The organism is Rhizobium sp. A22-96, from assembly GCF_053521805.1.
Map to the genome: position 1 here is coordinate 916,882 of NZ_JBNWDQ010000003.1, position 24,523 is coordinate 941,404.

27 protein-coding genes and 1 tRNA gene are annotated in these 24,523 nt (G+C 58.3%); 19 read left to right on the forward strand and 9 right to left on the reverse strand.

Annotated features, from left to right (window positions below; translation table 11 throughout):
• Positions 1-43: 43 nt before the first annotated feature.
• Positions 44-610, forward strand: a complete 567-nt coding sequence (locus ACQZ6F_RS17285; RefSeq protein WP_449093268.1) for an AAA family ATPase — start codon at positions 44-46, stop codon at positions 608-610.
• Between the two features lie 9 nt (positions 611-619).
• Positions 620-1,066, forward strand: a complete 447-nt coding sequence (locus ACQZ6F_RS17290; RefSeq protein WP_068387880.1) for a type II toxin-antitoxin system RatA family toxin — start codon at positions 620-622, stop codon at positions 1,064-1,066.
• A 7-nt stretch (positions 1,067-1,073) separates the two neighbouring features.
• Here the strand turns inward: ACQZ6F_RS17290 and ACQZ6F_RS17295 are convergent, their stop codons facing one another.
• Both ACQZ6F_RS17295 and ACQZ6F_RS17300 read right to left on the reverse strand, forming a co-directional pair.
• Positions 1,074-1,568: a CinA family protein gene (locus tag ACQZ6F_RS17295; RefSeq protein WP_449093267.1), complete on the reverse strand. Its 495-nt coding sequence runs from the start codon at positions 1,566-1,568 to the stop codon at positions 1,074-1,076.
• A complete protein-coding gene (locus ACQZ6F_RS17300; RefSeq protein WP_449093266.1) occupies positions 1,568-2,788 on the reverse strand; it encodes a bifunctional 2-C-methyl-D-erythritol 4-phosphate cytidylyltransferase/2-C-methyl-D-erythritol 2,4-cyclodiphosphate synthase in 1,221 nt (406 codons plus the stop codon). The genes ACQZ6F_RS17295 and ACQZ6F_RS17300 overlap by 1 nt, the downstream gene beginning before the upstream one ends.
• 222 nt (positions 2,789-3,010) lie before the next feature.
• Between ACQZ6F_RS17300 and dusB the strand changes: the two genes are divergently transcribed.
• The 8 genes from dusB (at position 3,011) to hflX (ending at position 13,231) form a co-directional block, all read left to right on the forward strand.
• A complete protein-coding gene (dusB, locus tag ACQZ6F_RS17305; RefSeq protein ID WP_449093265.1) occupies positions 3,011-4,039 on the forward strand; it encodes a tRNA dihydrouridine synthase DusB in 1,029 nt (342 codons plus the stop codon).
• Positions 4,036-5,193: a two-component system sensor histidine kinase NtrB gene (locus tag ACQZ6F_RS17310; protein WP_068386475.1), complete on the forward strand. Its 1,158-nt coding sequence runs from the start codon at positions 4,036-4,038 to the stop codon at positions 5,191-5,193. Before dusB ends, ACQZ6F_RS17310 begins: the two co-directional genes overlap by 4 nt.
• Positions 5,190-6,641, forward strand: coding sequence for a nitrogen regulation protein NR(I) (gene ntrC / locus ACQZ6F_RS17315; RefSeq protein ID WP_068386478.1), 1,452 nt, complete (start codon positions 5,190-5,192; stop codon positions 6,639-6,641). The genes ACQZ6F_RS17310 and ntrC overlap by 4 nt, the downstream gene beginning before the upstream one ends.
• A gap of 284 nt (positions 6,642-6,925) precedes the next feature.
• Positions 6,926-9,202, forward strand: a complete 2,277-nt coding sequence (locus tag ACQZ6F_RS17320) for a sensor histidine kinase NtrY-like (RefSeq protein WP_077469871.1) — start codon at positions 6,926-6,928, stop codon at positions 9,200-9,202.
• Positions 9,192-10,556, forward strand: a complete 1,365-nt coding sequence (gene ntrX / locus ACQZ6F_RS17325) for a nitrogen assimilation response regulator NtrX (protein WP_068386481.1) — start codon at positions 9,192-9,194, stop codon at positions 10,554-10,556. Before ACQZ6F_RS17320 ends, ntrX begins: the two co-directional genes overlap by 11 nt.
• Positions 10,557-10,604: 48 nt before the next feature.
• A complete protein-coding gene (locus tag ACQZ6F_RS17330) occupies positions 10,605-11,468 on the forward strand; it encodes a D-amino-acid transaminase (RefSeq protein WP_449093264.1) in 864 nt (287 codons plus the stop codon).
• A 107-nt stretch (positions 11,469-11,575) separates the two neighbouring features.
• Positions 11,576-11,818 (forward strand): RNA chaperone Hfq, encoded by a 243-nt coding sequence (gene hfq, locus ACQZ6F_RS17335; protein ID WP_003539403.1) that lies wholly within the window; start codon positions 11,576-11,578, stop codon positions 11,816-11,818.
• Positions 11,819-11,896: 78 nt separating this feature from the next.
• Entirely contained in the window at positions 11,897-13,231 is a 1,335-nt protein-coding gene (gene hflX, locus ACQZ6F_RS17340) for a GTPase HflX (RefSeq protein ID WP_449093263.1), read from the forward strand.
• A 7-nt stretch (positions 13,232-13,238) separates the two neighbouring features.
• On the opposite strand, the gene mazG is transcribed toward hflX, so the two are convergent.
• A complete protein-coding gene (mazG, locus tag ACQZ6F_RS17345; protein ID WP_449093693.1) occupies positions 13,239-14,087 on the reverse strand; it encodes a nucleoside triphosphate pyrophosphohydrolase in 849 nt (282 codons plus the stop codon).
• Positions 14,088-14,109: 22 nt separating this feature from the next.
• Positions 14,110-14,697: a deaminase gene (locus ACQZ6F_RS17350; RefSeq protein WP_077469874.1), complete on the reverse strand. Its 588-nt coding sequence runs from the start codon at positions 14,695-14,697 to the stop codon at positions 14,110-14,112.
• 289 nt (positions 14,698-14,986) lie between these two features.
• Here ACQZ6F_RS17350 and cysG point away from each other — a divergent pair, with 289 nt between their 5' ends.
• The 5 genes from cysG (at position 14,987) to ACQZ6F_RS17375 (ending at position 20,012) form a co-directional block, all read left to right on the forward strand.
• The gene (cysG, locus tag ACQZ6F_RS17355) at positions 14,987-16,429 is read left to right on the forward strand and encodes a siroheme synthase CysG (protein ID WP_449093262.1); all 1,443 of its coding nucleotides are present in this window, start codon (positions 14,987-14,989) and stop codon (positions 16,427-16,429) included.
• A 3-nt stretch (positions 16,430-16,432) separates the two neighbouring features.
• On the forward strand, positions 16,433-16,747 hold the full coding sequence (locus ACQZ6F_RS17360; RefSeq protein WP_068386493.1) for a DUF2849 domain-containing protein: 315 nt from the start codon (positions 16,433-16,435) through the stop codon (positions 16,745-16,747).
• An 18-nt stretch (positions 16,748-16,765) separates the two neighbouring features.
• The gene (locus ACQZ6F_RS17365; RefSeq protein ID WP_077469875.1) at positions 16,766-18,442 is read left to right on the forward strand and encodes a nitrite/sulfite reductase; all 1,677 of its coding nucleotides are present in this window, start codon (positions 16,766-16,768) and stop codon (positions 18,440-18,442) included.
• Between the two features lie 12 nt (positions 18,443-18,454).
• Positions 18,455-18,967, forward strand: a complete 513-nt coding sequence (locus tag ACQZ6F_RS17370; protein WP_449093261.1) for a DUF934 domain-containing protein — start codon at positions 18,455-18,457, stop codon at positions 18,965-18,967.
• Positions 18,968-19,199: 232 nt separating this feature from the next.
• Positions 19,200-20,012, forward strand: coding sequence for a ferredoxin--NADP reductase (locus ACQZ6F_RS17375; protein WP_174071305.1), 813 nt, complete (start codon positions 19,200-19,202; stop codon positions 20,010-20,012).
• Between the two features lie 54 nt (positions 20,013-20,066).
• On the opposite strand, the gene ACQZ6F_RS17380 is transcribed toward ACQZ6F_RS17375, so the two are convergent.
• The 3 genes from ACQZ6F_RS17380 to ACQZ6F_RS17390 form a co-directional block, all read right to left on the reverse strand.
• The gene (locus tag ACQZ6F_RS17380) at positions 20,067-20,681 is read right to left on the reverse strand and encodes a GntR family transcriptional regulator (protein WP_449093260.1); all 615 of its coding nucleotides are present in this window, start codon (positions 20,679-20,681) and stop codon (positions 20,067-20,069) included.
• 172 nt (positions 20,682-20,853) lie between these two features.
• Positions 20,854-21,060: a hypothetical protein gene (locus ACQZ6F_RS17385; protein ID WP_068387894.1), complete on the reverse strand. Its 207-nt coding sequence runs from the start codon at positions 21,058-21,060 to the stop codon at positions 20,854-20,856.
• Positions 21,061-21,224: 164 nt separating this feature from the next.
• Positions 21,225-21,482, reverse strand: a complete 258-nt coding sequence (locus ACQZ6F_RS17390) for a GlsB/YeaQ/YmgE family stress response membrane protein (RefSeq protein ID WP_077469879.1) — start codon at positions 21,480-21,482, stop codon at positions 21,225-21,227.
• Between the two features lie 374 nt (positions 21,483-21,856).
• Here ACQZ6F_RS17390 and ACQZ6F_RS17395 point away from each other — a divergent pair.
• Positions 21,857-21,932 (forward strand) — tRNA-Lys (locus ACQZ6F_RS17395).
• A 370-nt stretch (positions 21,933-22,302) separates the two neighbouring features.
• Here the strand turns inward: ACQZ6F_RS17395 and ACQZ6F_RS17400 are convergent.
• The gene (locus ACQZ6F_RS17400) at positions 22,303-22,596 is read right to left on the reverse strand and encodes a hypothetical protein (RefSeq protein WP_449093259.1); all 294 of its coding nucleotides are present in this window, start codon (positions 22,594-22,596) and stop codon (positions 22,303-22,305) included.
• A gap of 112 nt (positions 22,597-22,708) precedes the next feature.
• On the reverse strand, positions 22,709-23,344 hold the full coding sequence (locus tag ACQZ6F_RS17405) for a hypothetical protein (RefSeq protein WP_449093258.1): 636 nt from the start codon (positions 23,342-23,344) through the stop codon (positions 22,709-22,711).
• Positions 23,345-23,459: 115 nt separating this feature from the next.
• On the opposite strand from ACQZ6F_RS17405, the gene ACQZ6F_RS17410 reads away from it, so the two are divergent.
• From ACQZ6F_RS17410 to ACQZ6F_RS17420, 3 genes are all read left to right on the forward strand, one after another.
• Positions 23,460-23,699 carry a helix-turn-helix domain-containing protein gene (locus tag ACQZ6F_RS17410; RefSeq protein ID WP_449096334.1) on the forward strand — a complete coding sequence of 80 codons (240 nt, stop codon included), beginning with the start codon at positions 23,460-23,462 and terminating at the stop codon, positions 23,697-23,699.
• On the forward strand, positions 23,696-24,172 hold the full coding sequence (locus tag ACQZ6F_RS17415) for a hypothetical protein (protein ID WP_449093256.1): 477 nt from the start codon (positions 23,696-23,698) through the stop codon (positions 24,170-24,172). Before ACQZ6F_RS17410 ends, ACQZ6F_RS17415 begins: the two co-directional genes overlap by 4 nt.
• An 84-nt stretch (positions 24,173-24,256) precedes the next feature.
• Positions 24,257-24,475 carry a hypothetical protein gene (locus ACQZ6F_RS17420; protein WP_449093255.1) on the forward strand — a complete coding sequence of 73 codons (219 nt, stop codon included), beginning with the start codon at positions 24,257-24,259 and terminating at the stop codon, positions 24,473-24,475.
• Positions 24,476-24,523 lie beyond the last annotated feature (48 nt).

The window sequence follows — 24,523 nt, forward strand, 5'->3', positions numbered from 1 at the left end:
GGACTTCATAATAATGCGGTCGGGCGTTTCCAAGAGGTGAAACATGAAGGAATTGAAGACCATAGATGAGGGAGCCACCCGCCTTAAAATCGCGGATCGTATTCTCATCATGGGTTGTTCCGGCGGTGGGAAGTCAACATTGGCACAGCAAATCGTCGCTCGCACGGACCTGCCTTACATCTCGATGGATCGTGAGTTTTTCTGGTTGCCGGGATGGGTGAAGAGAGACAGGGCCGAAGAACGCGCTCTTATCGCGGCCAAGGTAGCCGAGGACCGCTGGCTGATCGACGGAACCGGACCATCGAGCTTTGACCTGCGATTGCCACGCACACAGCTTGTCCTTTGGGTACGCATGCCGCGCTGGCTATGCGTGTGGGGAGCCCTGTCGAGAGCGCTGCGCTGGGTTGGACGGTCTCGCCCGGATATGGCGCCGGGTTGTCCAGAGCGTATCGACTGGGAGTTCCTGCGCTACATTTGGGATTGGGAGCGGAAATTGGCACCCAAAGTGCTTGCAGGCCTTGCCCAGCATGGCGCCGATGTGCCTGTTTTGCAGTTAAAATCCCGCGGCGAAATGCGCCAGCTTCTTGATCTTCGTGGCCGTCCTGCTTAATTGCGGCTCATGCCTCAGTTCGAAACTCATCGCCCCGTTCCGCATTCGCCTGACCAGATGTTCGACCTCGTCGCCGACGTCGAACGCTATCCGGAATTCCTGCCGCTTTGTGACGGTCTTGTCGTTCGCAGCCGCAAGGAGCGCGACGGCAAGGTGTTGCTGGTCGCCGATATGACCGTTGGCTACAAGGCAATCCGCGAAACCTTCACCACGCAGGTACTACTCCACAAGGCCGAGCGCGCCATCGATGTCAAATATATCGACGGTCCTTTCAAATATCTCGATAATCGCTGGCGTTTTGCGCCGCTGGAAAATGGCGGCTGTAGCGTCGATTTCTTCATCGACTACGAGTTCAAGAGCCGCATTCTCGGCGCCCTGATGGGGTCGATGTTCGATCGTGCTTTCCGCATGTTCACGGATGCCTTCGAGACGCGCGCGAACAAGATCTACGCTTGAGCCTGACTTACTTGGCGAGCGCGATCAGCATTTCCAGCGCCGTCTTCACGGTGGCAAGCCGAACCTTATCGCGGCCGATATCGCCATAGCGCATTTCATGATGGATGAGCTCGCCGTTGCGCGTCTTGGCGGCCAAGTGGACGAGGCCGACCGGTTTTTCCACGGAGCCACCACCGGGACCGGCCACCCCTGTGACCGCGACTGAGAGATCGGCATGGGAGCGGAAGAGGGCGCCATGCACCATCTGCAGGGCCGTTTCCTTGGAAACGGCGCCGAATTGCGCAAGCGTCCGTTCCTGAACGCCAAGCATCTCCATCTTCGCCGAATTCGTATAGGTCACGAAGCCACGGTCGACCACGGCCGACGAGCCGGGGATTTCCGTCAGCGCGCCGGCGATCAGCCCGCCGGTGCAGGATTCCGCCGTCGAGACCATCAGGCCCTTTGCGGTGAAGTCCGTCACGATGGTTTGCGCGAGTGCCAGAATCTCATCCGGGAAATGCATCAGGCCCTTCCTCCGCGATAGACGACGGTTGCGGTTGCGATAGCGGCAATGCCTTCGCGCCGCCCGACAAAGCCGATCTGCTCGTTGGTCGTTGCCTTCACGGAGCAACGATCGAGGCTGATCTCCAGAAATTCCGAGAGCTTTGCGCGCATGACGTCTCGATGCGGCCCGATCTTCGGTGCTTCCGCAATCAAAGACACGTCCGCATTCATGATGGTGCCGCCGCGCTCGCGGACGATCTTGGCCGCATGTTCGATGAAGATGCGCGAAGGCGCGCCTTTCCATTGCGGATCGGAAGGTGGGAAGTGATCGCCGATATCGCCTGCGCCGCAAGTGGCGAGCAGGGCATCCGTCAAGGCGTGCAGCGCAACGTCAGCGTCGGAATGTCCCTTCAGCTTCTGATCATGCGGGATGAACACGCCGCAAAGCGTAACGCCGTCGCCCGGCTCCAGCTGGTGTACATCATAGCCATTGCCGGTGCGCACATCGGGCAAAAGGCCGGCGGTCAGCTTTTCGTCGGCCATGGTAATATCCCTTTTGATGGTCAGCTTGACGTTGTCGGCACTCCCGGTCACCAAGGTCACCGGCAGGTGACTCCATTCCGCAATCGCGGCATCGTCGGTGAAATCCGTCCTGCCGTCGGTGGCTGCTTTCTCATGCGCCGCCAGAATATCGGCAAGGCGGAAGGATTGCGGTGTCTGCGCGGCATGAAGCCCGGCGCGGGGCACAGTTTCCATCACCAGCCCATTGTCGTCGCCCCGCTTCAGCGTATCTGTGACGGGCATGGCGGGCAGTACCGCCGGTGCGCCCGCCGCAAGGGCTGCCGCGATGCGATCCAGCAGGTCGTGATCGAAGAAGGGACGCACGGCGTCATGGATCATCACATGCGTCGCTTCGCTTTTAGCCAATTGCTGGAGGCCGGCCAGTACGGATTGCTGGCGCGTTGCGCCGCCAAAGGCAATCTCGATATCCGGTAGTCCCGTGACTTGCGTCATTGCCGAGCGGAGGAGGGCTTCATCGTCGCGATGGATGACGATGACGATCTTCGCGGTTTGCGGCCATGTCACGAATCTTTCAAGCGTATGCGCAATAACCGGTCTGCCGCCGATCGCGCGATACTGTTTTGGGCCTTCTTCCGGCGATCCCGCCCGTTCGCCGCGCCCGGCGGCAACGATCACGATTCCCACTGACAGCGGTTGCGTTGAATGCATTTGCGTCATAAACCCCCGAAGAATAAAAGGCTCCGTCTCCGGCATGGCTTTGAAAAGCGCAGAGCTTTCTTTTGAACAAGCACATGCTAAATAGATCGCCAGAACGGGATCCCGCTCCAGCAGGGTCTATCGCCTCAACTGAGTATTTTCCAGCATTTGCCCAAAAAATATCGGGGTTCTTCGAAACCTCTTGGCAAACTTCTCAAGCGTGTCTAAAAATAGTGCAGATGTATGGTGTGCCCGAAAGATAATCACTTGCTTTCCTCCGAGCTTGCAGCCTCGTTTTCCATTGGTCCGGTATCTATCCGCAATCGCGTCATCCTGGCGCCGATGTCGGGCGTGACCGATTTGCCGTTTCGGCAGCTGGCATTGCGTCATGGTGCCGGTCTGGTCGTCACCGAAATGGTGGCAAGCCGCGAGCTTGTACAGGATACCGCTGAATCCTGGGCGCGCCTGAAGAGTGCCGGCCTGAAGCCGCATATGGTACAGCTCGCCGGCCGCGAGGCATATTGGATGGCCGAGGCCGCGAAGATCGCAGCCGACAATGGCGCCGACATCATCGATATCAACATGGGCTGCCCGGCCAAGAAGGTCATCGGCGGCTATTCCGGTTCGGCGCTGATGCGTGATCCGGATCACGCATTGAGCCTGATCGAGGCGACGGTTGGCGCGGTCGATATTCCGGTAACGCTGAAGATGCGGCTCGGCTGGGATGAAAACTCGATCAACGCGCCGGATATTGCGCGCCGCGCCGAAGAGGCCGGCATTCAGCTCGTCACCATCCATGGCCGTACGCGCATGCAGTTTTACGAGGGCAGGGCGAACTGGGATGCCATCCGTGCTGTGCGCGATGTCGTTTCCATTCCGCTGGTCGCCAATGGCGATGTCGAGACACCGGATGATGCACGCGAAATCCTGCGCCGCTCCGGCGCCGATGCCGTGATGATCGGCCGCGGTTGCCAGGGCCGCCCCTGGCATGCCGGCGTTCTTGCCGGTCATCGCCAACCGGACCGTGAGGAGATCGTTGAGATCGCCGTCGGACATTACCTCTCCATGCTGGAATTCTATGGTGAGGCTGTCGGCATTCGCCATGCCCGCAAGCATCTCGCCTGGTATCTGGATCGCCATGCGCCGGCGACGACGGGTGCCGACAAGGCCAAAATCATGACTTCGAAAGATAGCCGCGAGGTGACTGCAGCGTTCCAGGCGGCGCTACAGGCCGGCGCCGATCTCCCCCAACGCGTCCAGGAGGCGGCATGACTTCAAAATCCAACTCCGGAGCCGGAGACAATGCCGGCAATTCGGTGGCGATGGCTGTTCTCAACGCGATCCAGAATCCGGTTGTCATGGTCGACGAGGCCGGTCTCATCGCCTTCGCCAATTGGGAGGCCGAAGCCTTTTTCGGCGCCAGCGCCTCGCATCTGTCGCGCTACAAGATTTCCACCTTCATCCCGTTCGGCAGCCCCCTGCTGGCGCTGATCGATCAGGTGCGCGAGCGCCGCGCGCCGGTCAACGAATATCGCGTCGATCTCAGCTCGCCGCGTCTTGGTCAGGACAAGCTGGTGGACCTCTACGTCGCGCCGATTTCCAGCGAGCCAGGCTCCGTGGTCGTCGTGTTCCAGGAACGCTCGATGGCGGACAAGATCGACCGGCAGCTGACCCATCGCGCCGCCGCCCGCTCCGTCACCGGCCTTGCCTCGATGCTGGCACATGAGATCAAGAACCCGCTATCGGGCATTCGCGGCGCGGCACAGTTGCTCGAACAGTCCGTGGAGGACGACGATCGTGCGCTGACGCGGCTTATCTGCGACGAGACCGACCGTATCGTGTCGCTGGTCGACCGTATGGAAGTGTTCTCCGATGAGCGGCCTGTCGATCGCGTTCCGGTCAACATCCACTCAGTCCTCGATCATGTGAAGGCGGTCGCCCGGGCCGGCTTTGCCCGCAACATCAAACTCTCCGAGAATTACGACCCGTCACTCCCGGCTGTTTTCGCCAACAGGGACCAGCTCGTACAGGTCTTTCTCAATCTGGTGAAGAATGCCGCTGAAGCAGTGGGCGACCGGCCGGATGGCGAGATCATGCTGACGACGGCCTATCGTCCTGGTATCCGCCTTTCGGTCGCCGGCACGCGCGAGAAGATCTCGCTGCCGCTCGAATTCTGCGTGATCGACAATGGCCCCGGTGTTCCATCAGACCTCGTACCGCATCTTTTCGACCCGTTCATCACGACGAAGACGAACGGAACCGGTCTCGGCCTGGCGCTCGTCGCCAAGATCATCGGCGATCACGGTGGTATCGTCGAATGCGACAGCCAGAACCACCGCACCACTTTCCGCGTTTTGATGCCGGCTTCCAAGGGCATCACGCTTGAAGACGCCCCCTTTCCAAACTCTACAGGGACTACTCGATGACAGCCACGATCCTTGTCGCCGATGACGATGCGGCCATCCGTACCGTGCTCAATCAGGCTTTGAGCCGCGCGGGCTACGACGTACGCATCACGTCCAACGCCGCCACGCTCTGGCGTTGGGTTTCTGCCGGCGAAGGCGACCTCGTAGTAACCGATGTCGTTATGCCCGACGAAAATGCGTTCGATCTGCTACCGCGCATCAAAAAGGCGAGACCGGATCTGCCTGTCCTGGTCATGAGCGCGCAGAACACCTTCATGACGGCGATCAAGGCGTCGGAGAAGGGTGCCTACGACTATCTGCCGAAGCCTTTCGATCTGACGGAACTGATCGCGATCGTCGGCCGTGCCCTGTCGGAGCCGAAGCGCAAGCCGGCGAAGCTCGAAGATGACATGCAGGACGGTATGCCGCTCGTCGGTCGTTCCGCTGCCATGCAGGAAATCTATCGCGTGCTGGCGCGCCTGATGCAGACCGACCTGACGCTGATGATTACCGGCGAATCCGGTACCGGCAAGGAACTGGTGGCTCGCGCCCTGCACGACTATGGCAAGCGCCGCAACGGTCCCTTCGTTGCCATCAACATGGCGGCGATCCCGCGCGATCTGATTGAGTCGGAATTGTTCGGCCATGAGAAAGGCGCCTTCACGGGTGCGCAGACCCGCTCGACTGGCCGTTTCGAGCAGGCCGAGGGCGGCACGCTGTTTCTCGATGAAATCGGCGACATGCCGATGGATGCGCAGACGCGCCTGTTGCGCGTGCTGCAGCAGGGCGAATACACGACGGTCGGCGGCCGCACGCCGATCCGCACCGATGTGCGCATCGTTGCCGCTACCAACAAGGACCTGAAGCAGGCGATCAATCAGGGCCTTTTCCGCGAGGATCTCTATTATCGTCTCAACGTCGTGCCGCTGCGCCTGCCGCCGCTGCGCGACCGCGCCGAGGACATTCCCGATCTTGTCCGCCATTTCATCACCCAGGCTGAAAAAGAAGGGCTTGGCTCCAAACGGTTCGATCAGGAAGCGCTTGAGCTGATGAAGGCCTATCCCTGGCCGGGCAACGTCCGTGAGCTGGAAAACCTCATTCGCCGGCTGATGGCGCTCTATCCACAGGACGTCATTACCCGCGAGATCATCGATGCCGAACTGCGGGCCGATGTTCCCGACAGCCCGATCGAGAAGGGACCGGTCCGCACCGGCACCATGACCATCGCCCAGGCTGTCGAGGAAAACATGCGGACCTATTTCTCGAGCTTTGGCGAAAACCTTCCGCCCCCCGGTCTCTACGACCGTGTTTTGACGGAAATGGAGTATCCGCTGATCCTGGCTGCTTTGACCGCCACGCGCGGCAATCAGATCAAGGCGGCCGATCTTTTGGGCCTCAACCGCAATACCTTGCGCAAAAAGATCAGAGAGCTGGGAGTTTCCGTCTACAGAAGTTCCCGTACCGCTTGACAACGCAATCGGATGCGTTGCATTTTCGCCACAATGCGTTGCTTAAAGGTCACGCAGGAGATTCGTCGTTTTTGCGATGGCGATTCGTCTGACGCATTTCCGTTGAGATGGAATTTCGTCCGATTTTTCAGTCAATTGTAAAAATGATTTAAAATAAAGGTTTCGCTTCTGGCGAAATCGAACGACAGTTCCCGCCTTTGCCTGTCGCTCGTGCTGATGCCGAAATAATGGCAGCACGATTTGATCAGGGGGCCGACCGTCGCTCGGGCGTGGAGATGATGGGAATGATACAGGACGCGGTGTCGCCGGCGGCGAGCGACGAGGCGGTTGTTGTCAAAGTGACGGACCGTCGTGCTTCCTTCGCCTTGCCTGGTCTCATTCTGGCCGGCGGAGCGCTATTATGCGCTATCGCGACCCTTCTGATGCTTCTTGGCCTGACGCCCGTAGGCCCCACAACTTCGGTTGTCTTTACATCGGCCGTCATCAACGGCTTGTTTGTGCTGGGATTGATTGCGCTGATTGTGCGGGAAGTTGCGAGGCTGATGAAGGCGCGCAGCCGAGGCCGTGCAGCCGCGCGTCTCCACATTCGCATCGTCGCCCTGTTTTCGATCGTAGCGATCACGCCGGCAATTCTCGTTGCGATCGTTGCGAGCCTGACGCTCAATGTCGGCCTCGACCGCTGGTTTGGCGTGCGCACGCAGCAGATTATCAGTTCCTCGCAGAATGTTGCGCAAGCCTATCTGATGGAGAATGCGAGCTATCTGCAAGGGCAGACGGTTTCGATGGCGAACGACCTGGAGCGCAATCGCTCGCTCTATAGCCTCGATCGCACCGGTTTTGCCGATCTGATGACCCGCCAGGCTCGCGGACGCGGTCTGTTGGGTGCTTTCATTGTACGGCGTGATGGCAGCGCAATCGTGCAGGCCGATATCAAAACCGAGCGTCCGCTGCCGGCGATCCCGAAGGGTGCGCTCGAAGCATCGGCCAATGGCGAGCCGTCGCTTATCCCGCCCGGAGTGACCAACCTTGTCGGTGCTGTCATCAAGCTGGATGAAATACCCGGCTCGTTCCTTTACACCGTACGGGCTGTCGATCCGCGTGTCATGAATGCGATGCGGATGGTGGAGGACAACACGCTGGAATACAAGGCGATGGAAGAGGGGCGCATGACCCTCCAGATCGCGTTCGCGGTTATCTATATCGGCTTCGCTCTGATCGTGCTCCTAGCGGCAATCTGGACCGCGATCGCTGTCGCCGACCGTATAGTGCGGCCGATCCGTCTTCTCATCAGCGCCGCAGACAATGTCGCTTCAGGCAATATGAACGTGCTGGTGCCGGTACGCTCGGCCGACGGCGACGTCGGCAGCCTGTCGCGTACCTTCAACAAGATGATCTCGGAAATCCGCACCCAACGCGATGAGATCCTTGAGGCGAAGGATGAGGTGGATGATCGCCGCCGCTTCATCGAGGCTGTTTTGTCGGGCGTGACGGCCGCCGTCATCGGGGTCGAGCATGATCGTCGCATCGCTATCGTCAATACCTCGGCCGAAGAGCTGCTGACGCTGACGAGCGACGAACTCGTTGGCAGGAGCCTGGTAGAAATCGCTCCTGAGGTCGATCAGGTGGTGACCGAGGCAACGACGCGTCATCGCAATGATTTCCGCAAACAGATCAGCCTCGTCCGCGGCGGCACGGTGCGCACGCTGAGCGTTCAGGTGACGCGAGAGGAATCGCGCGATGCCAATGAATCCTATGTCATCACGCTCGACGACATCACCGATCTGGTCATAGCGCAGCGCTCAACGGCCTGGGCCGATGTCGCACGCCGCATCGCCCATGAAATCAAGAACCCGCTGACGCCGATCCAGCTTTCAGCAGAGCGCATTCGCCGTCGTTTTGGCAAGAACATCGCCGATGTCGATCGTCCGGTATTCGATCAGTGCACGGATACGATCATCCGGCAGGTTGGCGATATCGGCCGTATGGTCGACGAATTCTCTTCTTTTGCCCGCATGCCCAAGCCGACCATGGAGCCGAGCGATCTGCGCGACATCCTGCGCGACTCGGTGTTTTTGCGCGAAATGGGCAACAACCACGTCAAATTCGAGCGAGACCTGGGCGACGAGCGGCTGGAAGGCATGTTCGATGCGCGAATGCTGGGCCAAGCCTTCGGTAATCTCATCAAGAATGCCGTGGAATCGATCGAAGGAGTGCCGAGCGAGGAGGCACGCGAGCAGCCGAAGGTCCTGGTGCGCGCTTCGCTCGATCAGGACCGTGATCGCTTTACCGTTGATGTCATCGACAACGGCCGCGGCCTGCCGGTGGAGAACCGGCACAGCATTCTCGAGCCTTACATGACGATGCGCGAGAAGGGCACGGGCCTGGGCCTCGCTATCGTCAAGAAGATCATTGAAGACCATGGCGGGCAGATCGAACTTCACGACGCTCCCGCCGATTTCGACCAGGGTAAGGGGGCCATGATCCGCGTGCATCTGCCGCGCCGTGAGCAGGCCACTGTCGCCCATACAGAAAGTGACAAGGAAAGCGTTTATGGCCTCTGATATTCTCGTAGTCGACGACGAGGAAGACATTCGCGAAATCGTTTCGGGAATTCTTTCGGATGAAGGACACGAAACCCGCACGGCGCATGACAGCGACAGTGCGCTGGCCGCGATTTCCGATCGCGCGCCGCGACTGATCTTTCTCGATATCTGGATGCAGGGCAGCAAGCTCGACGGCCTCGCATTGCTGGACGAAATCAAGGCACGGCATCCGGAATTGCCTGTGGTCATGATCTCCGGTCACGGCAATATCGAGACGGCCGTGTCGGCCATCAAGCGCGGCGCCTTCGACTTCATCGAAAAGCCGTTCAAGGCTGATCGTCTGATCCTGATCGCCGAACGCGCCTTGGAAAACTCCAAGCTGAAAAGAGAAGTGTCGGAGCTGAAGCGCCGGACCGGTGATGCTGTCGAACTCATCGGTACGTCGGTCGCAGTCTCTCAGCTTCGCCAGACCATCGACAAGGTCTCGCCGACCAATAGCCGCGTGATGATCTTCGGCCCTTCCGGTTCCGGCAAGGAGCTTGTGGCGCGGATGATGCACAAGAAGTCGACGCGCGGCACAGGCCCCTTTGTGGCGCTGAACGCCGCGACGATCACGCCCGAGCGCATGGAAATCGCTCTCTTCGGCACCGAAGGCTCTCCGGGGCAGGCGCGCAAGATCGGCGCATTGGAAGAAGCGCATCGCGGCATTCTTTACCTCGATGAAGTTGGCGAAATGCCGCGCGAGACGCAGAACAAGATCCTGCGCGTGCTGGTCGATCAGCAGTTCGAGCGTGTTGGCGGTTCGAAGCGGGTCAAAGTGGACGTTCGCATCATCTCGTCCACGGCTTACAATCTCGAAAGCAGGATCGCCGAGGGCCTGTTCCGCGAAGATCTCTATCACCGTCTGGCCGTTGTGCCCGTGCGCGTGCCGGCACTGGCCGAACGGCGTGAGGACATACCTTTCCTCGTCGACCAGTTGATGCGGCAGATTTCTGAGCAGGCCGGCATTCGGCCGCGCCGGATCGGCGACGATGCCATGGCGGTGCTGCAGGCGCATGATTGGCCGGGCAATATCCGCCAGCTGCGCAACAATATCGAGCGTCTGATGATCTTGGCGCGCACCGATGGGGCCGATACGCCGATCACGGCCGAAATGCTGCCGACCGATCTCGGCGACATGCTGCCAAAGGTCTCCGCCAAGAATGATTATCACATCATGACGCTGCCGCTGCGCGAGGCACGTGAGATGTTCGAGCGTGATTATTTGATCGCTCAGATCAATCGCTTCGGCGGTAATATCTCGCGCACTGCGGAATTCGTCGGCATGGAGCGCTCGGCCTTGCATCGCAAGCTGAAATCGCTGGGTGTCTGATCCGTCTTGCAATGCACTGACATTTGAGAATTTTGATCAGGGGCTTTCATGCCGAGAATAGCTTATGTGAACGGCCGCTACGTCCAGCACGGCGATGCCATGGTGCATATCGAGGACCGCGGTTATCAGCTCGCTGACGGCGTCTATGAGGTTTGCGAGGTGCGTCACGGCGTGATCGTCGACCTGACACGCCATCTCGATCGTCTCAATCGCTCGCTGGGCGAGCTTCGCATCGCCTGGCCGATGGCGCGCGCGGCACTGGTTGTGGTGATTCGGGAGACGCTGCGCCGCAACCACGTCCGCAATGGCATGTTCTATCTGCAGGTCACGCGTGGTGTTGCCCGTCGTGATCATGTCTTTCCGGCCGATGACACGCCGTCTTCGATCGTCGTCACTGCCAAGAGCACCGATCAGTCGCTGATTGCCAGGAAGAATGCCAACGGCATCAAGGCGATTACCGTGCGTGACAATCGTTGGGACCGGGTCGACATCAAGTCTGTGGGCCTGTTGCCGAATGTGATGGCCCGCCAGCAGGCGAAGGAAGCCGGTGCGCAGGAAGCGATCTATATCGATCACAACGGCATGGTGAAGGAAGGTGCCGCCACCAACGTCTGGATCGTCGACCATGACGGGAATCTCGTCACGCGTCCGGCTGAGCACGGCATTCTGCGCGGCATCACGCGCACGACGCTGATGGATGTGGCAGCCAAGCTCGGGGTGACGATCGTTGAGCGCTACTTCTCGGTGGAGGAGATGATGGCAGCCCGCGAGGTGTTCATCACGGCGGCGACAAGCATCTGTTTTCCGGTCGTTTCCATCGATGGGGAAACGATTGCCAACGGTCATCCGGGCAGCATGTCACAGAAAATTCGTGAAGCCTTTTTCGACGTTGCGGAAAAGACCGTGATTTGATACCAACATTCGCTGGGGGGAGAGAATGAGGGTATCTCCCGTCCGGGACCTCTGTATATCATGATATTTCACCGACTTAGGTCGGCAAAAAAGAAAGAAGCGGCGCGATGGCGGAACGTTCTCAAAACTTGCAGGACTTGTTTCTCAATACTGTTCGCAAGCAAAAGATTTCACTGACAATTTTCTTGATCAACGGCGTAAAGCTCACGGGTGTCGTAACATCGTTCGACAACTTCTGCGTTCTGCTTCGCCGCGATGGCCATTCGCAGCTCGTTTACAAGCACGCAATCTCGACGATCATGCCGGGCCAGCCGATGCAGATGTTCGAGAGCGAAGAAGCCGCATCCTAACTGGGATTTGCCACTATCACGACACGCGATACGAAAAACGATTCCCTCATTCCGGAGTCCATAAAGCACCGGGATGACATGCGCGCTATCGTGGTCGTTCCTGTTCTGAAACAGGGACGCACGTCGCGCTCCGCCCAGGCCGAGAGTGCCATTTCCGTGTCGCGTCTGCCTGAAAGCAGGTTGGAAGAGGCCAAGGGTCTCGCTCTGGCGATCGATCTCGAAGTGGTCAGCGGTTCCGTCGTTCCGATCAATGATCCGAGGCCCGCGACCCTGCTTGGCACCGGCAAGATCGAGGAAATCCTCGCCCTGCTGGATGAGTTCAACGCCGGACTTGTGATCGTCGATCATCCGTTGACGCCGGTGCAGCAGCGCAATCTCGAGAAGGCATGGAACGCCAAGGTCATCGATCGTACCGGCCTCATCCTCGAAATCTTCGGCCGCCGCGCCTCCACCAAGGAAGGCACGCTGCAGGTTGAGCTTGCGCATCTGAACTATCAGAAGGGCCGGTTGGTTCGAAGCTGGACCCACCTTGAACGCCAGCGCGGTGGCGCCGGTTTCATGGGCGGTCCCGGCGAAACCCAGATCGAAGCGGACCGTCGCCAATTGCAGGAGCGTATCATCCGGCTCGAGCGCGAGTTGGAGCAAGTGGTGCGCACCCGCCAGCTTCATCGCGCCAAGCGCCGCAAGGTGCCGCATCCGATCGTTGCATTGGTCGGCTACACCAATGCCGGCAAGTCGACGCTGTTCAATCGCATTACCGGTGCTGGCGTGCTGGCCGAAGACATGCTGTTCGCGACGCTAGATCCGACGCTGCGCCGCATGAAGCTGCCGCACGGCCGTACCGTCATTCTCTCCGATACCGTCGGCTTCATCTCGGACCTGCCGACTCACCTTGTGGCAGCTTTCCGCGCCACGCTGGAAGAGGTGCTGGAAGCCGATCTGATTCTGCATGTGCGCGATCTCTCGGATGACGACAATCAGGTCCAGAGCGCCGATGTCATGCGCATTCTCGGTGATCTCGGCATCGGCGAAGCCGAAGGCGCCGAGCGCATCGTTGAGGTCTGGAACAAGATAGATCGCTTGGAGCCGGAGGCGCATGACGCCATCGTGCAGAAGGCGTCGACCACCGAAAATGTTATCGCCGTCTCCGCAAGAAACGGCGAGGGCGTCGATCGACTGATGGATGAAATCAGCCGGCGTCTTTCCGGTGTGCTGACGGAAACCACGATCACGCTTCCGGTCGAAAAGCTGACGCTGCTGCCTTGGCTCTACAACCACGCCATCGTCGACAACCGCGAGGACAATGAGGACGGCACGGTGACGCTCGATGTCCGGCTGACCGAGACCGAGGCGGTTGAACTGGAACGGCGCATGGGCAATGGCCCGAAGGCACCGCGTGAGGATTGGGAATAGGCGGCTTCTACGCGGTCTTTACGTCGTCAAGCTGACGTTCGATCGCCTTTGCCGCTTGCCAGATTTCTTCCATTCGCTCCAGCGATGCGCCTTCCAACGTCTCGCCTTCCGCCTCTAGCGTCGTCTCAATGTGATGGAACCGGCGGCGGAATTTCGTGTTCGTCCCGCGCAGAGCCTGTTCTGGGTCGGTTTTCACGTGGCGGCCGATATTGACGACGGCAAAGATCAGGTCGCCAAGCTCGTCGCTCACCTTCGCTTTGTCACCGCTCGCAAGCGCCACTCGCAACTCGGCGACCTCTTCCTCGATCTTGTCGAGGATGGGCCCAGGGGCAGACCAGTCGAAGCCAACCTTGGCCGCCTGCTCCTGTAATTTCAATGCTTCCGTCAGGGCAGGGAAGGACCGCTGCACCGAGCCGAGGAAACCTGCCTTGAAATCCTCGGTCACGCCGCTGCGGGCACGACGCTCTGCGCGTTCGCGCTTCTCCTCGGCCTTGATCCGATCCCATTGCAGCGTCACCGCGTCCTCGGTCTTGGCGTCCGAGACGGCAAAAACATGCGGATGGCGGCGGATCATCTTGCGGGTGATGGCATGCACCACGTCGCCAAAGGAAAAGGCGCCGCTTTCCTCGGCGATCCGCGCATGGAAGACGACCTGCAGCAGCAGGTCACCGAGCTCGTCGCAAAGATCGTCCGTGTCCTTTCGCTCGATCGCGTCAGCCACTTCATAGGCCTCTTCGATCGTGTAGGGCTTGATGGTCTCAAAGGTCTGGACAATGTCCCAAGGGCAACCGGTTTCAGGGTTTCGCAGCGCCGCCATGATGTCGATCAGGCCGGAAATGTCTCGCGATGCTTCCATCATTGCCTCGGGTCTTGCTTTGTCAATTCAAAGGGATCTCGTTGCTGCCCTTCGACGCCTGGTAGTTGTCGGAGAGACCAGCATAGGCCTGCTTAATACGCGCGGTCTGTTCCTTCAACTCACCTTTGCGCGGATCTTCTTCTGTTTCCACGAGATCGGAGATGGCAAAGCTCTTCCAGAATGCGTTTTGGCGACGATAGCCGCCCGGCTCCAGGCCGAAGACCTCCTTCAGAATCTTGAGATCGTGCGGGATCGCGAAGGCATCCCGGGAATCCTCATGGCTGAAGAAATAATAATAATTGTCGAAGCCGGCCCAGGTAATCGCCGACATGCACATGGTGCAGGGCTCATGGGTCGAGAGGAAAATCAGATCTTTGGTGACCGGTTTCTCGCCCAGCTCGTAGAAGCGCTTGAGGGCATGGACCTCGCCGTGCCAGAGCGGATTCTCCAATTCGTTGTTGGTTTCCGCGACGACGAGCGAAAGGTCGGATTTCCGCAGGATGGCGGCGCCGAAGACCTTGTTGCCGGTGGCGACGCCCTTGCGGGTCAAGGGTAGGATGTCGTGCTCGACGACGTTAAGAAGGCGTGCAGCGATGCTATTGTCAGACAAGGGTTTCCTCCAACGGTTTTCGCTGCAATCTATCGGGATTGGAAATGCGGCGGTATGTGCAAATAAGTTAAAGACTATGTTCGCCACAGGCAATAAAGCAATCCGCCGATATCATTGAATCGTAAAAATCTATAGATTTTATGCATTTATTGCAATCTGTTTGCCTAGTGAGTTTTGCTCAAATCCTTGGTATGTCGAGCATAGGAATACGGACTTGCCGGGGCATTAGAATTTCTGTTTCTTCAATCTCTTGGCCGCAAAGGCGATATTCGGCACATCTCGAATTGGAATGACGATGCCTCCAAGGACTGAACAGCTTTCGGTGTTTCCCGCCTTCTTCCGTGTGGACGGAAGGACTGCGGCCGTCTTCGGCAATGGCGACGAAGCTTTTGCCAAGGTGCGACTGCTGATGAACACCCAGGCGAAGATCGTCGCCTATACGCAGTCACCTGAGGCCGACTATCATTCCTTCCTGATTGCCAATCGGATCGCGACCGCGCGCGGCGAGTTTTCGGCCGAGCAGGTCAAAGGCGCTACGCTGGTCTTCGCTGCGACGGGTGATGCGGAGGCCGATCGGGCCATCGTCGACGCCGCCCGCGCCGAAAGAATCCCCGCAAACGCTGTCGATCAGCCGGATTATTGCGATTTCTATACGCCGGCGCTGGTCAATCGCGCTCCTGTGGCCGTTGCCATCGGCACGGAAGGTGCTGGTCCGGTACTGGCGCAGATGATCCGGGCTCAGATCGATCAGATGCTGTCGCCCTCGCTCGGCAAGCTGGCGGAACTGGCGACGCGTTACCGCAAGCCGGTCGATCGCCTTGTGCCGCGCGGTGTCGCGCGCCGCGTGTTCTGGCGCCGCTTCTTCTCCGGCCCCGTTGCCGATGCCGTCAACGCCGGCCACCTGCTGCAGGCCGAACAGGCTGCGGATGAACTGCTGCAGTCCTCGCGAGAAGTCGAGGGTCGCGTATGGCTGGTTGGTGCCGGTCCCGGTGCGGAAGACCTGCTGACGCTGCGTGCCCAGCGGGTGATGATGGAAGCCGATGTCATCGTCTATGACGCTCTCGTGCCGCAGGCGATCGTCGATATGGGCCGCCGTGATGCCGAGCGGCTGTCCGTCGGCAAGCGCAAGGGCTGCCATACAAAGTCGCAGGAAGAGATCAACGATCTGCTGGTGCAGCTTGGCCGTGATGGCAAGCGCGTCGTGCGGTTGAAATCCGGCGATCCGCTGGTTTATGGCCGTGCTGGCGAGGAAATGGCCGCGCTGCGCTCCGCCGGCATCGGCTACGAGATCGTTCCCGGCATCACCTCCGCCTTTGCGGCGGCTGCCGATTTCGAACTGCCGCTGACATTGCGCGGTGTCGCCTCGTCGCTGGTCTTTACAACAGGCCATGATCTGACGGGCGATGTCCTGCCCGATTGGGCAAGTCTCGCCGTGTCAGGCGCAACCATTGCCGTCTATATGGGCCGCGCGGTCGCGGCCTCCGTCGCAGGCCGTTTGATGGAAGCCGGGCTTCCAGCGGAAACCACCGTCGCCGTCATCGAGAATGCGAGCCGCCGCGATCGTCGCCTGATGCACGGCATTTTGCGGGATCTGCCTGACCTCGAGTATCGCGACGAGTTGAGCGGGCCGGTGATGGTCATTATCGGCGAAGCTGTCGCCGGTGCGAATTTCGAACAATCCGAGCCGCTGGTCCGCCGCGAGACCGTTGCTCAAGACTATGCAAGGAGCTGACCTATGGTCGACAAGGTTCTGACCGCAAACCGGCTCACCGATGGCGTCGCCGTTTGGCTGAACGCCAATGGCGAGTGGGTAACATCGCTGCAGGAATCGCTGGTCGCGCGCCATGCCGAGGCCGAAGCCGCACTGGAAGCTGTCGGCAAGCAGGCCTATGCCGACAACAAGGTTGTCGACGTCAACCTGATCGATGTTCAGGAAACCGGCGGCAAGCTCTGGCCGCTGCGCCTGCGTGAGCGCATTCGCGCCGAAGGTCCCACCATGGAATACGCGCCCGGCTATGCCGCGGCCGATCCGGAATTTATTGCAGTCTGAGGAAGTCCCGAGGAAATCATGTATCGTTACGACGAATTTGACCACGCCTTTGTTGCGGAACGCGTTGCACAGTTCCGCGATCAGGTGGAGCGGCGCCTCGCAGGCGAACTCTCGGAAGATGCCTTCAAGCCGCTGCGCCTGATGAATGGCGTCTATCTGCAGCTGCATGCCTATATGCTGCGCATCGCCATTCCCTACGGTACGCTGAGTTCGCGCCAGATGCGCATGCTGGCCCATATCGGCCGCACCTATGACCGTGGCTACGGCCACTTCACGACACGGCAGAACCTTCAGTTCAACTGGCCGAAGCTGTCCGACATGCCCGATGTGCTGGCCGAACTGGCCTCCGTCGAGATGCACGCCATCCAGACCTCAGGCAACTGCATCCGCAATGTCACGGCCGATCATTTCGCCGGCGCCGCCGCCGATGAAGTTGCCGACCCGCGCCCTTACGCCGAAATCCTGCGTCAGTGGTCATCCGTACATCCGGAATTTTCCTTCCTGCCGCGCAAGTTCAAGATCGCTGTCACCGGCGCCGAACGCGACCGCGCCGCGATCCAGGTGCATGATATCGGTCTGCATCTGAAGAAGAACGATAAGGGCGAGATCGGTTTTGCCGTCTATGTCGGCGGCGGGCAGGGTCGCACGCCGATGGTTGCCAAGCTGATCCGCGATTTCCTGCCGGAAGAGGATCTGCTGTCCTACACGACCGCCGTCATGCGCGTTTACAATCTGCACGGACGCCGCGACAACAAGTACAAGGCCCGCATCAAGATTCTCGTCCATGAAACCGGCGCTGAAGAACTGGCGCGTCAGGTCGAGGTCGAGTTCGACAAGCTTAGGGATACCGAGCTAAAGCTCCCGGAAGCCGACGTTCAGGCAATTTCCGCCTATTTCGCACCACCGGCCCTGCCGCAACGCGCCGAGGGCTGGGAAAGCCTCGCTCGCTGGAAGAAGGCCGATCCGGACTTTGCCCGTTGGGTGCAGCAGAATGTACAGCCGCACAAGAACCCCGACTATGGCATGGTGACGGTCTCGCTGAAGCCGATCGGCGGTATTCCGGGCGATGCTTCGGATGCGCAGATGGATGCGGTGGCTGATATTGCCGAGGAATATGCTTTCGACGAAATCCGTGTCAGCCATGAGCAGAACCTCATCCTGCCGCATGTAGCATTGGCCGATCTTGAAGCCGTTTATCGCGGTCTGGTCGCTGTCGGCTTGGAAACGGCGAACGCCGGCCTGATCACGGATATCATTGCCTGTCCCGGCCTCGACTATTGCGCGCTCGCCAATGCCCGCTCGATCCCGGTGGCGCAGGAGATTTCGACTCGTTTCGGCTCGGCAGAACGCCAGGCCGAGATCGGCGAGTTGAAGATCAAGATTTCCGGCTGCATCAACGCCTGCGGCCACCACCATGTCGGTCACATCGGCCTGCTCGGCGTCGAGAAGAAGGGTGCGGAACTCTATCAGATCACGCTCGGCGGCTCTGGTGACGAACACACGTCGATTGGCGAGATCATCGGTCGCGGCTTTGAGCCCGAAAAGGTCACCGACGCTATCGAGACCATCGTCGATACCTATATCGGCCTGCGTCTCGATCCCTCCGAGATTTTCCTCGACGCCTATCGACGCGTTGGACCGCAGCCCTTCAAGGATGCGCTCTATGGCTCGTCTTCATCAGCCGAAGCGGCGTAAGGGGATATGGCCATGACGAAGATTTGGCGGGAAACCGGTTTTGTGGAAAGTGACGCGTGGGTCATCGAGACCGATGAGGTCAAGGCGACTGAGGGACAGAAGCCGCTGCTCGCTCTCGATGCGTTGATTGCCAGAGCAGAGGAAAGCAACGAAGTTGGCCTCGGCGTGGTGATCAAGCCGGCCGACGACGTGACAAAGCTGCAGCCCTATCTTGATCGCCTCGCCATTGTCGCAGTCGCCTTTCCGGCCTTCAATGACGGCCGCGCGTTCAGCCATGCCGCGCTGCTTCGCGAGCGCCTCGGCTATACCAACGAACTGCGCGCGGTCGGCGATGTGCTGATTGACCAGATTCCGCTGATGCTGCGCGTCGGCGTCGATAGTTTCGCAGTCAGCAACGAAACCGCATTAAAGCGGCTGTCGGAAGATCGGCTGCCGGGTATCCCGCATTATTATCAGCCGACCGCTCGTCCCGCCGAAGCCGGGCAGGCCTACAGCTGGCGGCGGTTGCCGGCAAAGTCGGCCTGACTATCGCGGGGCTGGAGAGGTCGGCGATTTGACAGCGTCGAGCTGCCGCATTCATGCCGATCATTATGTGTATCGTCGGCCCTATGAAATCTTGACTGAAATGCACATATTTCAGTCCTGTGGCTCCGGATGGAATGGAAAGCCTTTCAATTCGGGCTATATTATAATATCAGCCTTTCGCAATGAGCCTGCCAGGAATGACGTTTAAGACGAATACGGGATCAGAGACAGAATGAACGCCCCCGCCAAGACAGATGATTTTGCTTCCGCAGTACCAGCGGGCGTTTTCGCCGAGAAGGTGCTGAGCGTTACGCATTATACCGACCGGCTCTTTCGCTTTACGATGACGCGGCCGCAAGGCTTCCGTTTCCGCTCCGGCGAGTTTGCGATGATCGGCCTGATGGTCGACGGCAAACCGCTCTACCGCGCCTATTCGATCGCGAGCCCGGCCTGGGCTGACGAGCTCGAATTCTTTTCGATCAAGGTGCCTGAGGGGCCGCTGACATCGCACCTGCAGAATATTAAGCCGGGCGACGAAGTGCTGATGCGCAAGAAGCCGACAGGCACGCTGGTTCTCGATGCGCTGACGCCGGGCAGGCGGCTTTACATGTTCTCGACCGGCACCGGCATTGCACCTTTTGCAAGCCTGATCCGCGATCCCGAGACCTATGAGAAGTTCGAGGAAGTCATCCTCACCCATACGACGCGCGATGTCGCCGAGCTGAAATACGGCTTCGATCTGGTCGAGGAAATCCGCAACGACGAGCTCCTGAGCGAGGTCGTCGGCGACAAGCTGCGTCACTACGCGACCGTTACCCGCGAGGAGTTTCCGTTTACCGGCCGGATCACCGACCTCATCAAGAGCGGCAAGCTTTTCCGCGATCTGGGCGTGCCCGCCTTCGATATCGGCATTGACCGCGGCATGATCTGCGGCTCGTCGGCAATGCTGAAGGATACGAAGGATTTGCTGGAGCAGGCCGGTCTTACCGAAGGCGCCAACAACAAGCCCGCCGAGTTCGTCATCGAACGCGCCTTCGTCGGCTAGATGAAGTTTCTATGGATGCATGAGAGGCGGATTCGGCGACGGAGCCGCCTTTTTTCATGGGTTGGTGAGATAATCGATCAGTGCCGCCATAGCGGTTCGCGCATTCTCCGCATCGCCGCTAAGGATCGCCTTGATAGCCTGAATATGCATCGCGATTGCGCGATCCATACGACCGGGTGAGCCGGTCGAGTACCAGAGCCGGCGCGCATGCGTTTGCACCGGCCCCAGGGCCGCGATGATGAACCTGTTCGGGCATGCCTCCTCGAGGATCTCATCGAATGTCTTGTCGGCCGCGAAGAAGCCGGGAAGATCCCCCGTCAAGGCGCATTCCGTCATCAAGCGTGCGCACTCGTCCAGCTGGTCGCGCTGTTGCCTGTCGGCATGCAAGGCGGCAAGCGCGGCCGCGATCGGCTCCAACTCGCGCCTGACTTGCATGACATCACGATGGTCCTCTGGACCGATCTCGGCGATCTGCAGGCCGACGCGCGGCCGCACATGGATCAATCCCTGCCAAGCAAGCTTCTGAATTGCCTCGCGCACCGGCGTCCGGCCGTGCCCGGCCATTTCGATCAACTGCTTCTCGGTGACGAGAGCGCCGGGTTTTAGCTCGAGCGTAACGATCAGATACTCGAGCGCGAGATAGGCGAGGTGGCTAAGCGAATTCTGCATTCTGGCGACGTCCGACCGAGCTTGGAGAGCACACAGTGTCACCTGGCATCATCGGAGGCAACGGGTCGTGATATATCAATATGGCTAGGCGGCCGCCATAGCTGTCTGCGTTACCTGGCAATTGCACCGTGATCTCAAGATGTTGTAACGCATCCGCGGCGTGTGCGCCGTATCAGTGGCCGATAATCGAAGAAAGCGTTGATTGCTTCCGTTTCGCAGCCATCAGCAAGTCAAGTTCTGTCGATGACGGGCCGAACTTGTAGAAGATGCGCTTCGCTTCAGTCTCGTCGAGACGATACTTTCGCGCGAACTCGGCAATACTATATGGCCGGCCGCGCATGACCTTGCGAGCTGGTGTCCGATTGGTGTTTTCCGTCATGTTGCATCCTTTCGGTTCCATTTTCGTACATAGCGCCGCAAAGGTGGTTGGAAAGGCCTGTGCTTGCATTATGCCGTATGAATGCAACAAAAAAGGGAAGGCGAGATGTCCCGTCTTCCCTTTCTCCTCTTCCCGATTGGGGCGTCTCCCGCCCCGCGGTATCGCTATCGCCTGATCAAACGACCAATGAAGATCAGGATGCAGGCGCCGATAAAGCCCGTAATCAGGTAGTTCAGCCATGCATGGAAGGGCAGCGCAATATGGAGTGCGCCAAACAACCAGCTGGCGACGAGCGCGCCAACGATGCCGAGGACGATGTTCATGATAATGCCAGTGTTGCTTTTCATGATCATCTCGGCGAACCAGCCCGCTAGGCCGCCAATAATAATTGCTGCGATCCAACCGACGTGTGCATCTTCCATAAAAGAACCTCCTGAGGACCCGACGGGTTGTTAACATTAACTGATATACACCAAAAATGATTCGTACCCCAATATTTGCGGGGCAGCACAATGACGCCGTGCATTGCAACCCTGATTATTGAGGGAAATTGTTACGATTGTTCCGGGGAATGGAACCGTAATGCCTTTACGCGTAGCTTTTTCGGCAACAGCGATTCTCCAGCCAGGGTCACCTATTCTGCCGATCCTGACGGCAAGTGCGGCGATTCCCTAGCCTGGAGGTGAGGAAAACCATCCAGAGACAGGTATAACCTCGATTTTATGGGTTGACCGCAATAGGACGTCTGCATATGTTCCGCGCACTTCCAGCCGGGGCGAAAACGCCCGCGGAAAGGGAGAGCGTAGCTCAGCTGGTAGAGCAACTGACTTTTAATCAGTAGGTCATGGGTTCGAGCCCCATCGCTCTCACCACAGATTTTTCAAGGTCTTAGGTGGGTCTGTTAATCAGGCGTTTTATTATGAAATTTCTAAAAGGGTAACGTCTGGGGTAACCAGAGTGAAGTGCCGAAAAACTCTGCCGAGCCAGACGGCGAGGCGGAAGGTTATCTATGAAGAATTGAACGGGCCTGCGAATGCTGCAATGGGGCGCGGAGACGTAAGCGCCAACTTGGCGGATACGTTCGTGATGAATACCGCTGCCGCGACCGGACAATCCGAGCGAACCATTCAGCGTGACGCCGAGCGCGGCTCTAAGGTCATTGCCGAAGTCATCGATCTTATCACCGGAACAAAGCTCGAGACAGGCATACATCAGCGATCGAGGATTCTCCAACTCGGCGAATCATCCGCTGTTCGACCCGGTATGAATAGTGAACTTCCAGCCGTCGATCGCGACCATAAGTTCCTGTGCTTCCTCAGGGACGTGGATACGCAGGCCCATAGGGTTTGACCATCCGAGGGTGTATTCGTAATCAGAATTGTCTTCTTCCAGATCTGAACATGTGCCAGCCAGATATGGTTCGAGGTCACAATCGCCATCAATATAATCGAGGAGAGCAATCATTTTCTCTATTCGGGCCTCAAGCTCAGCTCGCAGACTCAGAGGGTCCATAGCAGACAGCAAAAGCTTAGCCATCGGCATGCCCCTTTTGTGCAGCTCCGATGAACTTTAATGTTTCAAATACCTCCCTTGCGCCGATATAGCCGACGTCTTCTTCGTAGGCTTTAATTATCCAAGCTGCTTTCGATCATGCAGTCTCGAAATCGTTAGTTGCAAGGTCAACGATTTGTCGTTCAATGTCTTTGACAGCATCAGTGGATGCGAAAGCCGCTTGTTCAGCGGCCGTGAAGCCGCATTCATCCTGGATGCGTGTGCGTTCTGCGCAAATAGCATTGAATTGTGCCGTCTTCTCTGCCACCCATTCCGTTCGTTTCGCTTCGAGCCTAGCAATACCGGCAGCATTGTCCCGGCTTACGAACAGGCCTATTTGGAAATCCATATTCTTTTGCGCCTCTTGGGCAATTTGCTCCAAGCTAGTTGCATGAATTGGTGTTCTAATAGGTTGCCCTTCTTCATCGCAACCATGGCGAAGCGTTCCGATTTGCACACGAAGCGGAGGGCATGCCTTCATGGGTTCGCTGTCTTCAATATCCGAGAAAGCCCTCCATAAGGCTTCATCGATCTCCCATAGACGCACGTGACGATCGATCAGGTCGCGAAGCGTGTGCAACGAAGGTAATGCTGATCTAGATTCATCAGACTGGGTATCCAGTAGTGATAAGGCACCACCGACATCCCCTGATTTTAGCATGTCCCGCAAATTCGCCAGTATATTACCCGCAGACATAGCTTCACCGGCGGCCACAACAGCATGGTTGGGCATGATCGTCTCTTCAGTTTCAACGGTTTTCGTTTATTTATGATAAAAAGCGCGAATTTTACCGCATGTCAACGATTTTCGTTTGTGTTAAACGAAAATGGTGAAAGGACCGCTTTTTATGACGATCACATCTGAACAATCTCGTGCAGCAAGGGGCCTCCTCGATTGGTCACAAACTCGCTTGGCAAAAGAATCCAACCTCAGCGAGAGCACAATTCGAGATTTCGAAAAGGGACGTCGCTTGCCTTCGGTGAATAATCTGGCCGCCATTCGTTGTGCGCTGGAAGCCGCCGGCGTGACCTTCCTAGGGGACGCTGAGACAGTGGATGGCGGGGTAGGGGTGAGGTTACGGAAATGACGGCAATTCCGGCGTGGATACAGATCTTTCAGGCTCTGCTGGCTCCAGCAATTGCTATCGCGGTAGGTATCGTCGGGTTTCTGCAGTGGCGCACTTCCCACCAGAAGGTTGTTCTCGATTTATTTGAGCGACGTTGGCAGGTTTATGTCGACCTTCATAATTTAGCTGCAGCCATAGAAAGCGAACACAGAAACTATGACGCCTTTCGCCAACGGGGTCAGAACTCATGGTTGATGGCACGTTTTCTATTTGGAAGCGATGTCACAATGAAAGTCGATGAGTTTTGGGAAGCAGTCGAGTCGCTCGAAAATATTGAGCGGGCAATGCACCTCTATAAGGATCGGGCCGACGAGCTAGCCGAGCGACAGAAAAATAATGAGTTCTGGAGGGACAAAATTCTAGTATTTAAGTCCAGCTTACCGAGAATCTTTTCCCCATATCTCCAGATGGCCCAAAAGTCCAAGTTCCGCTAAACTGCTAGGCGAAATCTCGCCATCGACATTCGCGCGACTTTTGCTAACTTCTACGTTGGGTAGCAGACAGCCAGGGAGGGCGGAATGTCTGAGCAGGAGAAGAATGTTGAGAACTTGCTGATGATCCGGGATGCTCTTGTCAAGAGGCGTAGAGAAAAGGCGTTTCATGCAGCCCAAAACGACGGACTAGGAACCATAAAGGCGGTCATAGAAATCCAGCAACAGATCGAGATCATCGATCGCGCGGTCGAGGATGAGGTGAAGCAATTCAATCCAGAAGTGTGGAAGATGATATTTGGATGAGTGTTGAAGGTTTTGCTCGACTGATGATAGATCTGGGGGATGCTGAAT

Bases quoted from the DNA above. Each gene is read 5' to 3' on its own strand.
- ACQZ6F_RS17360 (WP_068386493.1), top strand. From the start codon at position 16,433: ATGGTCGACAAGGTTCTGACCGCAAACCGGCTCACCGATGGCGTCGCC.
- ACQZ6F_RS17385 (WP_068387894.1), bottom strand. From the start codon at position 21,060: ATGACGGAAAACACCAATCGGACACCAGCTCGCAAGGTCATGCGCGGC.
- ACQZ6F_RS17285 (WP_449093268.1), top strand. From the start codon at position 44: ATGAAGGAATTGAAGACCATAGATGAGGGAGCCACCCGCCTTAAAATC.
- ACQZ6F_RS17405 (WP_449093258.1), bottom strand. From the start codon at position 23,344: ATGCCCAACCATGCTGTTGTGGCCGCCGGTGAAGCTATGTCTGCGGGT.
- ACQZ6F_RS17295 (WP_449093267.1), bottom strand. From the start codon at position 1,568: ATGCATTTCCCGGATGAGATTCTGGCACTCGCGCAAACCATCGTGACG.
- hfq (WP_003539403.1), top strand. From the start codon at position 11,576: ATGGCGGAACGTTCTCAAAACTTGCAGGACTTGTTTCTCAATACTGTT.
- ACQZ6F_RS17290 (WP_068387880.1), top strand. From the start codon at position 620: ATGCCTCAGTTCGAAACTCATCGCCCCGTTCCGCATTCGCCTGACCAG.
- ACQZ6F_RS17370 (WP_449093261.1), top strand. From the start codon at position 18,455: ATGACGAAGATTTGGCGGGAAACCGGTTTTGTGGAAAGTGACGCGTGG.
- ACQZ6F_RS17415 (WP_449093256.1), top strand. From the start codon at position 23,696: ATGACGGCAATTCCGGCGTGGATACAGATCTTTCAGGCTCTGCTGGCT.
- mazG (WP_449093693.1), bottom strand. From the start codon at position 14,087: ATGGAAGCATCGCGAGACATTTCCGGCCTGATCGACATCATGGCGGCG.
- ACQZ6F_RS17420 (WP_449093255.1), top strand. From the start codon at position 24,257: ATGTCTGAGCAGGAGAAGAATGTTGAGAACTTGCTGATGATCCGGGAT.
- ACQZ6F_RS17300 (WP_449093266.1), bottom strand. From the start codon at position 2,788: ATGACGCAAATGCATTCAACGCAACCGCTGTCAGTGGGAATCGTGATC.
- ACQZ6F_RS17330 (WP_449093264.1), top strand. From the start codon at position 10,605: ATGCCGAGAATAGCTTATGTGAACGGCCGCTACGTCCAGCACGGCGAT.
- ACQZ6F_RS17320 (WP_077469871.1), top strand. From the start codon at position 6,926: ATGATACAGGACGCGGTGTCGCCGGCGGCGAGCGACGAGGCGGTTGTT.
- ACQZ6F_RS17380 (WP_449093260.1), bottom strand. From the start codon at position 20,681: ATGCAGAATTCGCTTAGCCACCTCGCCTATCTCGCGCTCGAGTATCTG.
- ACQZ6F_RS17400 (WP_449093259.1), bottom strand. From the start codon at position 22,596: ATGGCTAAGCTTTTGCTGTCTGCTATGGACCCTCTGAGTCTGCGAGCT.
- ACQZ6F_RS17390 (WP_077469879.1), bottom strand. From the start codon at position 21,482: ATGGAAGATGCACACGTCGGTTGGATCGCAGCAATTATTATTGGCGGC.
- ntrC (WP_068386478.1), top strand. From the start codon at position 5,190: ATGACAGCCACGATCCTTGTCGCCGATGACGATGCGGCCATCCGTACC.
- cysG (WP_449093262.1), top strand. From the start codon at position 14,987: ATGACGATGCCTCCAAGGACTGAACAGCTTTCGGTGTTTCCCGCCTTC.
- ACQZ6F_RS17375 (WP_174071305.1), top strand. From the start codon at position 19,200: ATGAACGCCCCCGCCAAGACAGATGATTTTGCTTCCGCAGTACCAGCG.
- dusB (WP_449093265.1), top strand. From the start codon at position 3,011: ATGGTGTGCCCGAAAGATAATCACTTGCTTTCCTCCGAGCTTGCAGCC.
- ACQZ6F_RS17365 (WP_077469875.1), top strand. From the start codon at position 16,766: ATGTATCGTTACGACGAATTTGACCACGCCTTTGTTGCGGAACGCGTT.
- ACQZ6F_RS17410 (WP_449096334.1), top strand. From the start codon at position 23,460: ATGACGATCACATCTGAACAATCTCGTGCAGCAAGGGGCCTCCTCGAT.
- ACQZ6F_RS17310 (WP_068386475.1), top strand. From the start codon at position 4,036: ATGACTTCAAAATCCAACTCCGGAGCCGGAGACAATGCCGGCAATTCG.
- hflX (WP_449093263.1), top strand. From the start codon at position 11,897: ATGCGCGCTATCGTGGTCGTTCCTGTTCTGAAACAGGGACGCACGTCG.
- ntrX (WP_068386481.1), top strand. From the start codon at position 9,192: ATGGCCTCTGATATTCTCGTAGTCGACGACGAGGAAGACATTCGCGAA.